Origin of the sequence: Desulfogranum marinum (genome assembly GCF_016918565.1) — a bacterium.
Lineage (GTDB): Bacteria > Desulfobacterota > Desulfobulbia > Desulfobulbales > Desulfobulbaceae > Desulfogranum > Desulfogranum marinum.
Genome location: NZ_JAFFQD010000046.1, coordinates 1 through 13847 on the forward strand (window position 1 = coordinate 1; position 13847 = coordinate 13847).

At 45.6% G+C, this 13847-nt stretch carries 11 protein-coding genes; 1 reads left to right on the forward strand and 10 read right to left on the reverse strand.

Annotation, left to right across the window (positions count from 1 at the left end; genetic code table 11):
- Window positions 1-61: 61 nt before the first annotated feature.
- The gene (locus tag JWH17_RS19510) at window positions 62-775 is read right to left on the reverse strand and encodes a hypothetical protein (protein WP_205224352.1); all 714 of its coding nucleotides are present in this window, start codon (window positions 773-775) and stop codon (window positions 62-64) included.
- 606 nt (window positions 776-1381) lie between these two features.
- Between JWH17_RS19510 and JWH17_RS19515 the strand changes: the two genes are divergently transcribed.
- Window positions 1382-2323, forward strand: a complete 942-nt coding sequence (locus JWH17_RS19515; RefSeq protein WP_205224353.1) for an Lcl C-terminal domain-containing protein — start codon at window positions 1382-1384, stop codon at window positions 2321-2323.
- A gap of 4 nt (window positions 2324-2327) precedes the next feature.
- Here the strand turns inward: JWH17_RS19515 and JWH17_RS19520 are convergent, their stop codons facing one another.
- From JWH17_RS19520 to JWH17_RS19560, 9 genes are all read right to left on the reverse strand, one after another.
- Window positions 2328-4445, reverse strand: a complete 2118-nt coding sequence (locus JWH17_RS19520; RefSeq protein WP_205224355.1) for a two-component system response regulator — start codon at window positions 4443-4445, stop codon at window positions 2328-2330.
- Entirely contained in the window at window positions 4446-7322 is a 2877-nt protein-coding gene (locus JWH17_RS19525; RefSeq protein WP_205224357.1) for a response regulator, read from the reverse strand.
- Between the two features lie 22 nt (window positions 7323-7344).
- On the reverse strand, window positions 7345-7929 hold the full coding sequence (locus JWH17_RS19530; protein WP_269755888.1) for a YfiR family protein: 585 nt from the start codon (window positions 7927-7929) through the stop codon (window positions 7345-7347).
- A 48-nt stretch (window positions 7930-7977) separates the two neighbouring features.
- The gene (locus JWH17_RS19535) at window positions 7978-10026 is read right to left on the reverse strand and encodes a TonB-dependent receptor plug domain-containing protein (RefSeq protein ID WP_205224360.1); all 2049 of its coding nucleotides are present in this window, start codon (window positions 10024-10026) and stop codon (window positions 7978-7980) included.
- Between the two features lie 279 nt (window positions 10027-10305).
- Window positions 10306-10476 (reverse strand): adenine deaminase C-terminal domain-containing protein, encoded by a 171-nt coding sequence (locus JWH17_RS19540; protein ID WP_205224361.1) that lies wholly within the window; start codon window positions 10474-10476, stop codon window positions 10306-10308.
- 11 nt (window positions 10477-10487) lie between these two features.
- On the reverse strand, window positions 10488-11222 hold the full coding sequence (locus tag JWH17_RS19545) for a phosphate ABC transporter ATP-binding protein (protein ID WP_205224363.1): 735 nt from the start codon (window positions 11220-11222) through the stop codon (window positions 10488-10490).
- Between the two features lie 18 nt (window positions 11223-11240).
- Entirely contained in the window at window positions 11241-12119 is an 879-nt protein-coding gene (locus JWH17_RS19550; RefSeq protein WP_205224364.1) for an ABC transporter permease subunit, read from the reverse strand.
- Window positions 12119-12976 carry a PstC family ABC transporter permease gene (locus JWH17_RS19555; RefSeq protein WP_232371210.1) on the reverse strand — a complete coding sequence of 286 codons (858 nt, stop codon included), beginning with the start codon at window positions 12974-12976 and terminating at the stop codon, window positions 12119-12121. The genes JWH17_RS19550 and JWH17_RS19555 overlap by 1 nt, the downstream gene beginning before the upstream one ends.
- The gene (locus JWH17_RS19560; RefSeq protein WP_332468458.1) at window positions 12976-13818 is read right to left on the reverse strand and encodes a phosphate ABC transporter substrate-binding protein; all 843 of its coding nucleotides are present in this window, start codon (window positions 13816-13818) and stop codon (window positions 12976-12978) included. Before JWH17_RS19560 ends, JWH17_RS19555 begins: the two co-directional genes overlap by 1 nt.
- Window positions 13819-13847: the final 29 nt, after the last annotated feature.

Sequence of the window (13847 nt, forward strand, 5' to 3'; positions counted from 1 at the left end):
CCCTGTTTTTATATTATTTTTTGGCAAAAACAATATATCAGAGAGTAAAAGGCTTTTCTCGTTAATTATGCGTTTTTATTAAAAAAGTGAGGGGCTTTGGTTGCCCTAGCCAACCCCGAAACTTGAGTTTTAATATATCGATAGCCTTTTCAGCAAAACTTACCCAGTTCTTGTTGTTTTTCTTTCGCAAACATGCTGCTTTAAAATAATATCCAAATGGAAAATTAGGGAACTTATTGATAACTTCATCATATTTCCTGTCTGATTTCTTGTCACAGCGAAAATTAAAAGTATTGGCTTCGTGTGTATAAGTTCCTTCGAGAATACTTGAAATTGGAGTAGTTACTGTAATCGTTTCACTATTAGAAAATGGTTTACCATCAACATTTAGCTCAGATACATTATTGTATTTTCTCAGGGCATCAATGTCCGCAGAGAGTGTTGTTATTTGATTAGCTAGCTTGTTTAATCTTTCATTTTCAGGGCCTGTATATCTTTCCAATGCTATGGTTTTAAACGGAACTAGTTGCGTTTCCAATTTTTGAATTTCTGAATCTTTTTCTAGGTTACTATTTTCAAGCTCTTGAATCAGGTATTTAAGGTGCGGTACTTTAAATAAGTATGGAATAGCTACTCCAATTAAAAGGAATATTCCTGAAACAATTGCAGTCTGTACAGATGCTTTTTGGTACCAATTTTGTGCCATACTTATTAATCCTAACAAGTTGTTATCCAGAAATTGGATATCATAACGTTTCTTGCCTTTGGTTCTCACACGAGTGTCCGAACTATCATCTTTTACCTAAAAGAAAGGATGACACCTAGAGTCAACACATTTCCACTAAATAGTAACTTTCTGGCCATCCCATAAAATGTCAAACAAGCCAAACTGTCACCCTTCTATTTTTGTGTATAAGCTCAAAACGGTTAAAATGTACCACCAGTGTTCGGAAATACAAAGAGATAAAAAAAGGAGACGCTGGTCTTTAGTGCTTTTTTGAGGCAACCATTTGTTTGTATGTGCCTCTGAGGCTCACTGTCTCATGCAAGAAGAGTAATGGAGATTGACCGATGGAGGGGACCATGTGAAAGGGTAAACTTACCTCCCGCACAATCGTTTTTTAAGCGGCTTTCATGCAAGTATGTACGATGTCTTTTAGGGAATGTACTCGTTTTTGAGCGCTCATCAACAGCGCCTTTGCCGACCTTGTTCTGTTGACCATTACTGCTTAAAAGTATTTCTATTAGGAGGTTTTTCTTTCAAGGGGGTAGTGCCACTCCTGTCTGGTTAAATTTACCGCCGATATGGGGCCAAGTGGCTGCCTCCATGAAGCGTAATTATTCAAAATTCATATATGTTTGGTAAGAAAAGGGCGTGATTATGAATATGTTTGCACGATTGCATTTAAGCGATTCCACTGGTGCTGCTATTGAGTGGGATATGACCCCGGATCTTGCGTTTTGTACTTTTTCGGCAAAAGGATTGAGTGAGGGGCTGACCAGCACCAAGGAAAGAGTCTGCTATTTTTTTGTGGATAACTGGGGCACAGCTCCACGGCTGTACCTTATGGAGCGGGGTGTGCGCCATGTTCATATTTTGGCAGAGGTTAAGGCTCCTCAGCAATTGATCGAAGATTGCATTATAAGTCATGGTGGTACGCTGAGTTCCCGTGATAATTTTCCTGTTAATGCAGCCTTGAAAAAATGGTTGCTTGCCGAGGTTGTTGAGCCTGAACACAGCCCGTTTCTTTTTCCCGTTGCAGAGGAAACGGCGGTTGAGGAAGAGAGAGGCGAGGCTCTGCCGACTTTGGGTAAGACGGGATTTAGCGGCAGTAAAATCATGCTGCCTGCAGAACATACGACCCTTGATGATGAGCAGATAAAGCAGATCATAATGCAGTGGAACTTTTTTGATGCACAATTAAACCCGCAGGGTTCATTTGCGAATTTTCTGGCCGATGGTGGTGACGAGACCGTGGTAGTAGATGAAAAAACCGGGCTTATGTGGCAGTGCGGAGGGGTGGATCTTTGTTCAATACGCAATATGAAACGTGCCATAGAACAATTGAACAACGACGGATTTGCCGGGTACCACGACTGGCGAATGCCAACCGTGGAAGAGGCAATGTCACTGATGGAAACATCCCCTAACGCAAAGGGGATATATTTGCACCCCTGTTTTTCCAGGGAGCAGCCGTTTGTGTTTGTCGCCGCCCGGCGCAGACCAACAGGGTATTGGTTTGTAGATTACATGCAGGGGAAGATGTACTGGTCTTCGGGCACTGTTCCCGGTGGGTTTTGTAGATTGTGCCGAGGGGCGTAGGCTGTTAAATAAGTTTTTCAAACTTTATTGCTGGAATTGGAGGAGAAAAATAATATCCCTGGTACTCATCACACCCATATTCTTTAAGGAGACGGAACTGCTCCTCGGTTTCAATCCCCTCTGCCACTATTTTCATGCCCAGGCTGTGGCCCATTGCAATAATAGCTTTAATAATCACCCGGTTTTTTTCTTTGTCCGAGCAGTGCATCACAAAAGAGCGATCTATTTTAATTACATCTACATGGAAGGAAGTAAGGTAACTGAGCGACGAGTAACCTGTCCCAAAATCATCAATGGCCACTTTGATGCCGAGGTTTTTGATGCCGAGCAAAGTTTCAACAATTGCCTCGGTATCGCGCATGAGTACATTTTCCGTCACTTCTACCTCTATGGCATCTCCGGGCAACGAATGCTTTTTTAGATTCTGTTCCAGAAGCTGTACAATATTTTGTTCCGCAAGTTTGTACCCTGATAGGTTTAAAGCGATACGTACGGGATGCAGGCCTTTATCCTTCCATATCCGGTTTTGCCGGCAAGCCTCCTCAATGACCCATTTGTTGATGTCGAGGATGAGGCCCGATTCTTCAGCAATGGGAATAAATTTGTCTGGTGGCATAAAGCCTTTTTTGGGGTGATTCCAGCGAATCAAAGCTTCGGCCCCCATTATACCACGGTTCAAAAATTGCAGTTGCGGCTGGAAATGGAGACTAAATTCCTTGTTGGCAATGGCGGATTTCATGTCTTGTTCCAGCGTAAACCTGGACAGAACCGCTCTGTTGAGAGATTTTTTAAAAAATTGATAATTATTGCCCCCATTTTTTTTTGCATGGTACATGGCAATATCAGCATGTTTCAGGAGAGCATTTGCCTCTTGACCATCTTCCGGGAAAACGCTGATACCAATACTTGCACTCACCGAAATTTCCTGGCCATCTATTACCTGCTTTTGTGGAATTGCCGCAATAAGCCGTCTGGCTGCAATTGCAGCACTTTCAGGAGAGGCAATATCTGAGAGTATGAGGACAAATTCATCACCACCATGTCGAGCAACAAGAGTGTGTGGCTCCTCTGTTGAGGTAATTGCCACCGTATCAACCCGGCGAATCGACTGTTTGATCATATCTGCTGTATTTTTAAGGAGAATATCACCTGCGTGATGGCCCATGGTGTCATTGATCTGTTTAAATTGATCAATATCCATAAAAAGCAAAGCAAACGATTGTTTCTTGCGCTTTGAGTGCTCGAGTACACTGTTGAGGCGATTCAAAAAAAGTGTTCTATTAGCAAGCCCGGTGAGACTATCATAAAAAGCGAGGTACCTTATTTCTTCTTCGGCCTGCTTCATTTGCGTGCTGTCATGAACAACTCCAAGGAGGAATTCAGGAGCGCCTGATTCGGTTCGCAGCACTTCGCCATACATGTAAATATATCTGATCGAGGAGTCTATTAACGTTTTTTGGAAATTGACTGTAAACGTTTTTCGCTCGCGTATTGCCTCTTCTACAGTGGCATAAATATCGGGCTGTTCCGTTCCAATAAGAGTGTCGAGCAACTCTTTAACAGTGATTTCCTCTCTCGGTCCTCCAGAAAGACCCAGGATATGAAGTGCTTCAGGCGAAATGGTGCAGAGGTTGTTTTGCAAGTCAACTTGCCAGTTGCCGATTTTGGCAATTTCCTGGGTCTTGGCAAGAAAACTGCGGCTGAGGTACAGGTCTTTTAAAGCCTCTCCGGCTCGCAGCATATAATGGGCACGATGGCTGAACATTGTCCAGTTGATGGGTTTAGAGACAAAGTCATTGCCTCCGGCGCGAAAAGCCTCTTCAATGGATTCGTTGTCCTCAAGCCCGGTGACCATTAATATTTGGACATACTCTCCTCCCGGCCGTTTGCGTATTTCCCTGCAGGTTGCAAAGCCGTCCATTTGCGGCATCATCACATCAAGACAAATAAGATCAGGTTTTTTTGCATCAAAAAGAGCAATGCCGTTTTCTCCACTTGCCGCCTGCTCAATTTCAAAACCAGCCTTTCGTAATGCCGCCCCCATGGTAATTCGTGATGCATTATCATCGTCCACGACCAGAGCAAGAGGCTTTTTGGGCTGTTTTATATGTATAGAATCCATTTATGCCAGTTCCTTTTCCAGAGCCTTTTTGGTTCTGCTATATTGGTCGATAATTTCCGTTACAAGCAGAGCGTTGCTCTCTGAAGAGTTGGCGGCACAGTTTTCTTCGAGCTTTTTGGCCATTGCGGAAAGTGTCATTGCACCTACATTGGCACTGCTCGACTTGAGTGTATGAGCCGTCAGCTTTAATATATCAATATCTCTGTCCGCTTGGGCTGTATCTAACTGCTTAACTATCATGTCGGCATCATCAATGTACGCCCTGATAACTTGTGAAAGGAGATCCGGTTCTCCATCCATTTGCAATTGCCGGATTGAGTCTAAAGCAAAAGGATCAAGCAGGGTGCTACCTTGCTCACTCGTCTCACTCACTGCTTCTGTAAGGCCCATCGGGAGTGCTTGATCCGGTGTTTGGGTTGAGGACTTTTTAAACCAATGGGCGATTACAGAGGCCATTTGTTCTAATTGGAAAGGCTTGCTGAGATAATCGTCCATCCCTGCTTGGATGCACTTCTCTCTATCACTAAACTGGGCATTGGCGGTGAGGGCGATGATGGGAGTGTGCATGAGCTCAGCTGATTGTGCTTCCAGCTCCCTGATTTTTTGCGTGGCCTGAAAACCATCCATTACCGGCATTTGGCAATCCATAAAGATAAGATCATATGTACGTTCGCCAAGGGCTTTTATTGCCTCAGCGCCATTGACGACGACTTCTGTTGTGCAGCCAAGTTTTCCTAACATCTTGGTGGCTACTAGCTGATTGGTGCTATTATCTTCCACAACAAGCGCATTCAAGCCAAAATTATAAGCAGCTTTGGCTACTTTGTCCTTTTGTTCTTCTTCAGATCCTGGAGTGGTGTTCACTGCATTGGATGCATTAATAACCGAGAGGATGGCTGAAAATAGATCGCGCTGGCGGACAGGCTTGGTCAGATACACATCAATTCCCACATCTTTACTTTTCTGAATGTCGCCATAGGCACCGACAGAAGTGAGCATTATTATGGGAATGGTTTTACTGTGTTCAGCTGTTTTGATTTGTTCAGCCACCTCCAGGCCGTCCATCTCCGGCATATCAAGGTCCAAGAGAACGATATCATAGGGTTTACTGTTATACGAAGTTCGAATTTTTTCAAGCGCAACCGATCCATTTTCTGCGACATCACAGGTCATATTCCAGGATGCAGTTTGATGGCGCAGGATACTTCTATTGGTTGCATTGTCATCAATTGCCAGGGCATTAAGGCCGTCAAGGCTAAAGGTTTCTTTGTTATACGCTGATCCAGTGGCGGGAAGAGAAATTTCCATGGGAAGGGTAAAGGAAAATACCGACCCTTCTCCGAGTGTACTTTCAACACCCAGCTTTCCCCCCATAAGGGCAACCAGTTCCATGGAAATAACTAGCCCAAGACCTGTGCCCCCATATTTTCTGGTGCTCGTGCCGTCGGCCTGGGAGAATGGTTGAAAAAGTTTTTTTATGTTTTCTTTGCTGATACCTATGCCTGTATCTCTGATAGAGATAGTAAGATCAGTGCCAAAATCAGTATCACTGGTTGATACTTCGACAATCACTTCACCGTGGCTGGTGAATTTTATTGCATTGCCGATGAGGTTAATCAGTACTTGTCGTAATCGGTTGGCATCTCCTTTTAAAAAAAGAGTTGAATTGGGCTGAATGAGGACTCCCAATTCAATTCTCTGAGCCTTGCTTTTTGAAGAGAGCAGTTGGATGATATCTTCAATAAGGTCCTGGAGGTCAAATGGCCGCGATTCAAGTTCAAGTTTTCCTGCTTCAATTTTTGAAAAGTCGAGAATGTCATTGATAACAGCAAGCAGGGCGGTGCCGGAATCTTGAATTGTATTTGCAAACTGGCGTTGAACTCCATTCAACTCGGTTTCAAGCAGCAACTCGGCCATGCCGAGAACACCATTCATCGGAGTTCGGATTTCGTGGCTCATATTGGCCAGGAACTGGCTTTTTGCTCGATTTGCTTTCTCCGCTGCGTCCCTTGCCTGCAGAAGATCCGTGACCGTGTTTTCTAGTTCAACTTTTGCCGTTGAAAGCGCATCCGTCCGTTGGGTGACCTTTTCTTCCAAGTCTAAACTGTATGACCTTAACTCCTCATCCCTACTATGAATTTCGGCAACCATCTTATTGAAGTGGTCGATGAGGTCCCCAAACTCGTCCTCTGTTTTTTTTTCTACAAAAATATCGTAGGTTTTTTCTTTTATAACACGCTCCATACTTTGGACTAATCTGGTCAAGGGAGCTGTAAATAATGTTTGCGCCCAGGAAGTAACAAAGATAACGACGACAAGGATAGCCAGCCCCGCTAACCCGAGCTGAACAAAAAAATCATTAAGACGATTTTGGAGTTGCTGCATATCATCTACAAGGAGTATGGCACCCTTTATTGTATTGTCGACATACACAGGCCGTAAGAGATAGCAGTATTTTTTTGTAATTTTTGCGAAAACAGGCTTTGGAGCGAAGAGCGTAAAAAGTTCCTTTCCAGGAGGTGTTACCGCGGTTGCTACATTTTCCAGGTGGGAGATGTTCTTTTCAGTTTTTTGGTATGTGGCGTATATTTCTCCATCAGCATCGTAGAGGAAGGCAAATGCAATATCCGGCTTCCTCCGCAAAGATGCAAGGGCTTCTATGGCACCTTTTTTGTCATCAAATATCAAGTTGACACTGCTGTTCCAGGCAACGACATCTGCCATGGTGGTTAACTCTTTTACCAACCTCTTGGAAGCATTCTTTTTTTCAGAGACAACAAGAATGAGACTAAGTAAAAATAAACCAAGAAGAGCCGTTAGAAGAAAAGCAAGTTGCAGCTTGGCGCGAATGGATTGCATGGATACAAATAAATTCAAAGTATTACGAAATGCTCCGCATTTAATTATCAATCAGGGTGGCTATTTTTAGCAGGCGTGAACTCAATTTCAGGCCCTGCTTAGCAATAACGGTAGGGTTTATTGCAAATTTAAGTTTTCCGTTTTGTGTATAAAAGTGAATAGCTCCACCTAGCTTGGTGACGCGCTCTTTTTCGCCGACTGTCAGCACTGGCTTTCCGCGTACCGCAGAAAGAGTCCGTACCAGGTCTGCTGTGTCTACCTCGTCTTTATAGAAAACAATATGGCATTTTGGAGTCGTTGCCTGTGAATCCACTGCCTCCACATGGAGGAGTCGCTTACCAATCTTTTTTCCTTCTATGGATTGAAAGGCCTGGGGCAGGGTACTTGTCCCAACTACACATAATGTAATATTCTCTGTTGGGTTGGAAAATGCTGTTTCCGGCCACTCTGTCAGCATCGCAAAATTCATGACAAAAGCAGCCTTTACTGCATACTCATCGCGTGGTGCAGCTGGAACCGACGCGCACCAGCAAAAGGTTAACAAGAAGAGGACGGTAGACCGCGAGAACCTTTTTAGAGCCTTCCTGCCTAAAAAGTTATGATAGCTATCTGGACCTGCGATCATTTATCCACCATGTTTATCCACGCCATGAAAAAGTCAACCGTGTTCTGCTTAGAATCGGTAGGTTGCCTTAAGATAAACACCTCGCTCTATCTCGGTGGGGAGTGACCAGAATTCCTGAACATATTCTTCATGACTTTCCGTTAGCAGGTTCTGTCCGATCAGAGCTATGTCGAGCTGTGAGGTTGGCCGATAGGTGATCTGTATATCAGCAGTAAAATAATCGTCTATAGTATAGTACGGGTCTCCTGGGTTATAAACGTATATCCCGGCGGCATCACTTACATATCGTCCCCAAAAATCAAAGGAGAGGGAATCGGTTATTTTCCAATTGGCTCTCAGAGAGAACTGATGGATGGGAGCATCGCTGGCCTGGGTAATATAAATGTCTGTGTAGTCTTCGTTAATATAAGAGTAAGCGAAATCAAATTTTACTTTCTCCAAAGCCTGCCAGGCCACTGCAAGCTCAAGTCCATGGCTTGTACCGGCGGCTGCATTCGTAAACTGATTATACACTGCTCCATAGCTCCCATTAATAGTAGGAAGTGTGGGTTCCGTACTGCGTAGATCATCATAGTCGTTATAAAAAAGAGCCAGGTCCAAAGAGAGGGTCTGGTTTACCAGGTAGCGATACCCTGCTTCGTAAGCAACAACGATTTGTGAATCAAAGTCTGCATTGCTGGTAACGCCAGCTGCTGCAGGTATAGAAAGAGGGTTTATTGGATTAGAGGATGGAAGAATAATGGTCGTTAGCGTAGCGTTACGTTCAACCCTGTGGGGTGTTCTCACCGCTCTTGAAACCGCTCCCCAGAGCTTGTGATTTTTGAGAGGGCTGTACAGAGCACGCAGGCTGGGCTGAATTTCATAGCCGGTATAGTCATTATGTTCAAATTTTGAACCAAGGGTAAAGATGAGCGTATCCTTTAACGCTGTATATTCGTCCTGCACAAAAAAACTAAACAGGTTGGTATCAGCGTTTTCCGGTTCTAGCTTTGTCCAAAAAGTATTATAAAATTTTTCACTGATATAACGGTAATGCAAACCCCATATAAGGTCTTGCTTTTCCCCGAAAGAAAAATGATGCTGAAACTCCAGGTCCAGCGTGTCGGATTCTTCATGGTTTGTCATCTCATCCCGACTTGCCCTGTCGTAGTAAAACTGAAGGTCGACTTCACCGCCACCAGAGGTATATTGGGTCCAGGAGGCTAAAATGTTTCCACCTTTTGTATCTACGTTGTCATTATCTATAAAGAAAGCAGGATCAGTTAAGGTGGGCAATATGACGGTCTGGTTAAGATCCCCCTTGTAGATATCTCCCTGGATATTGAAACTATTGGATGACGCAAGGCTTCCATCGACACGAAATCCGCTGCGATAAGATTCCCATGAATCCTCCGAATCCTCGCCGGTTACAAATTGATAACTATCTCTCGAATTGCCTTTGGCATACAACCTTCCGTAGACGCCTTCTGTAATGGTTGTTCCGTATCGTCCAGCGGCAAAGGCTCGTTCTTCCGTTCCTCCTCCTGCTACAGCTAGTCCGCCCAGGGTATCTCCAGCGTGTTTGGTAATAATATTAATAACACCATTTACAGCATTGGCTCCCCAGATAGTTGCTCCTGGCCCGCGTATAACCTCAATGCGTTCAATGTCGTCCAGCATTGTGTCCTGCACTTCCCAGTACACCCCTGAATAGAGTGGGTTGTAGACGCTCCTGCCATCCATCAGCACAAGCAGTTTATCAGAGAACCGCGAGTTAAATCCCCGGCTGCTAACTGCCCATTTATTAGCATCAATCCTCGCAACATTGAGACCAGGAACCATGCGCAGCAACTCTGGTATGCATGTGGCTCCTGATTGCTGGATATCTTCAGCTGTGATCACAAAAATAGCAGCAGCACTGTCGGAAAGACTTTGGGATTTCTTACTTACAGAGGTAACCTGGATGCCCATAAGGTCTTCAATGCTTAAGGTTGTCAGGTCTGTTTCGTTGACTTGAGCTGTCGCCGATGTAGCGAAAAGAGCGGTTCCCAGCATAATACCGGCACCCATTCGTTTCCTGTTGGCTTGAGCCTGCTTATCTGTAAATAAATCCAACATTCAAAGACCCTCCGGCCTCTACAATTTTTCTGATCAGAGATTTGCTTACCACTGATGCTGAATAATAATCTTAATATGCTGATGTCATTATCTCTAAGCGCTTCTCTTTTGTCAAATTTTCACCATGTTCTTTCTGTTACTTGATCGGAAAGTTTGCATTCCGTCAGGGGGGATGCGGCCAAGGCAAGGGGACCTATATGGCGGGGGTGATCACATCCTAGTGCTCCGAATGCCTGACTAAAATTCCGTAGTTCCTCAATGAGCGGTTGATAAGGCTGGTCAGGCATCAATCCACCCTGGGGATGCTCTATTCCGCCAGGATTCTTTTCTCTTACATGCCAAAATGCCGGCCTGTAAAGCGATCAGCCGATCAACGGCGGAAACCATATCATGGCCGCTAACCCCCATCACCATAATTTGATGGATATCGGGGGAAATACTGCTCGCCAAAGTTCAGCTCTTTAATTCATCGACAATCGATTGCTTGGATTTTCGGGCAGACTATTGCTGCTAATGCTGCACTGTCCGTTTAAGACCTGAACATGAAGATCAGCTATACGTTGAATCTGGTCCTGGTAGTGGGAAACCATAATCAAGGTGCATTTTGTTTTCAGGGAAAGTAAGAGTTCTTCAATGGCGGCGCTTGCGTCAGGGTCAAGCGAAGAGGTGGGTTCATCGAGTAGCAGGACCTCAGGTCTCAGTACAAGTGCTCTTGCAAGACACAGCCTTTGTTGCTGCCCGCCCGAGAGCAACCGCCCGTCATCGTTAAGGCGATCCTTGACTTCATCCCAGAGAGCCACCTTCCTTAGCGCGGATTCTACTTTTTGACCGACAAGGCGTTTATCGTGTATGTGTGCCAGGCGCAGGGGGAAGGCAATGTTTTTGCTGATGGACATGGGGAGGGGATTGGGCTGTTGGAACACCATCCCCACCTTGCGGCGCAATTCCAGGAGAGGGAGTGTTGGGTTGTAAATATTTGTGTTTTGCCCATTGAGATGCATGAAAACTTCTCCCGATATTCTACAGCCATCGATCTCTTCCCATAGTCTATTAAAAGCCATGAGCAAAGTGGATTTGCCGGACCCGGAAGGCCCTGTAATCGCGGTGATTTTATTAGCAGGAAGGTGGAGATTGATATCTCGCAGCACTTGCTGCCTGTGGTAATAAAAACAAAGTGACTGTGTTTGAATTTTCATAGTTATGTCAGCACGATGCTACCTGAAGAGCAGAAAAGTGGTAAATCGTCGTTGTATCCATAGAGCAAGGCCCAGGAGACCGATACAGAGAAGCAGCAAGATGATTGCAGCTCCAAAGCCATTGGCTAATTCCTCCGGGCCGGTGTACTGAGAAGAAATATAATAGATGTAAAAGGGAAGTGCTTCGTACTGCCCCAAGAGCGAGCGGGGAAAACCGGCAGTTGCAACAACTCCGGTGAGCATGATCACCGCAGTATCCTCAGCGCAGCGGCCGGTTGCGAGGATAATCCCGGAGATAATGTCACTTATGGAGTGGGGGAGGAGTACAAGCGTAATGTTTTGCGAACGTGAAGCACCGAGTGCCGGGGCTGTTTTACGGATGAGCGGATCAATCGATTCAAGAGCTGTTTGCGTGGTTCGGATAAGATAGGGAAGAACCAGTAAGGCCAGGCACAAACAGGAAAGCAGAAGGCAGGGAGCAATTTGTCTTGGAAAATGTCGATTGAGCAGGATCGTCAACAAAAGGCCAGCCAAGCCCACCACAATGGAAGGTATTCCTGCCAGGATGTCAAAGGTCAAGTTAAACAGCGGCTTTAGCTTTCCCTTGCAATACTCTGCCATGTATATGCCACCGGCGACCCCGATTGGTATGGCGATCAGCATTGAGCACGCGATAAGTATAAAAGTACCTGCAATGGCGGGGAAAAGCCCGTCAAAAACCTGCCGCCTGAGAAGGAGTGCATCCAAAGGTGTTGTGTCCCCAAAAAACAGGCTCAGCTGGATGCTGTCGGCTCCTTTTTGGATGAGATAGGCAATAAGGGTGAAAAGTGCCATGAGCAAAAGGAAAAGAGCGCCCCAGGAGAAAAAGGTGATACAGCTTTCAATCGTTTTGCGCATTATCTCGCCTGTGAAAAATAAGCTGTAGACAGGCGAAAGAGCAGCATCAGCAATGCTGTAAGCAGGTAGAGTGAAAGGCCGCAGACGAAAATAGATTTGAATTCCATGGAGTCAAAATCAAAAGCCAGGACAAGGGCTATGTGCGCGGTAAGGGTTCTTGCTGAATCGGTCACAGCTTCCGGCATTGCGGTACTGTTACCGGCCAGCATCAGGCTAACCATGGTGTCACCCATGGCTCGACCGAATCCAAGCAGAATTCCATTGATAACACCGGGCCACGCCTGAGGCAATATGATGTAAAGTATTTTTTGAATTTTACTACAGCCAAGAGCTTCGGCTGCCAAGGTAAATCTGGGTGAGACCTTGTTAAAGCTGTTCACAAAAAAAAGGATCATGGTCGGTGCTATGACCAGTGCAAGCACCGGTGCAGCCGTGAGGATACTCATGCCGCTTCCATGGCCGATAAGGTTGCGCATGAGTGGCACCAAAAAAAACAGGGCGGCAAAACTGTAGACTACGGTAGGGATGCCGGTCATCACGCGGATAAGGGCTAACAGAACACGTCGTAATCGAAGTGGCGCGAGGGCGGTGATAATAAAGCTGCAGCCGAGGCTTATCGGAAAACTGATGAGCATACTGAGGGTGGCCAGGGTCAAACTGGAGAGCAGCATTGGATAAATGCCATACAACCCTTTGCCGGGTGCCCAGGAAGAAAAGAGCACGTCAGCCAGTTGGCCCGATTGGAGCAAAGGCAAGCCGAAAAAGAAGAGAAACCCAAACACAGCGGCGGTGAGCAGGCCACTGAAAACCGCCGCTGTGAAGAATAAGTATTCGCTGGGCGAATAGCTCCGTAGCATCACTTAACTGGGATAAAGCCTTTGTCTGCAACAATTTGCTGCCCTGTGGGACTCACCAAAAAGTCAAGAAACAGTTTGGCAAGTCCGGTTGGTTCTCCTTTGGTCAGGCTATACAGACCTCGAGCAACGTGGTATTCACCGCTACGAACGGTTGTAAGAGCAGGTGTTATTCCATCAAGAGCTACCGGCGCAACAGATTTGTCAATGTGTCCTATAGAGACGAAACCAATGGCAAATGGGTCACCTGCAATGGCCGTTTTCATGGCACCGTTGGAAACAACGACATTCGCCTTGGTCGAAATATCCCCTTTTGCCAGTGCCTTATTCCAAAAAACTTTTCGAGTACCGCTGGCTTCATCTCTAGTATACAGATTGATTTGCCGATCTACACCACCGACTTCCTGCCAGTTGCCGATCTTACCTGCATAGATAGCCTGGAGTTGGGTACTGGTAAGTGACTGTACCTTGTTGGTGGGATGTACCACCGCACCAACGCCGTCGACAGCCCATTTCAGAAGTTGTAAATCAAATTTTTGAATTTCCTGGTCACTGGGTTTGCGGCCGGCGTTGCCGATATCGACCAACCCTTCTCCTGCCTGCTTGATACCGAGCCCTGAGCCTCCACCGGCAATGGAAATGTGGATTTGAGGGTTATAGTTGATGATCTGTTTGGCGGCCTCCTTCATCACTGGGATATGAGCTGTGCCGCCGGCAATGCGGAGCGTTCCTTTTTGTTGATCAAAGGGTGAGATATCACCGGCCGCGATGGACCATGATGCAAAAAAAAGAACAACCACAGACGTTATGGTAACTAATGGTATTGAAATGCTATTTTTTCTCACTGGAGTCCTCCATATAGAAATAATTGTAT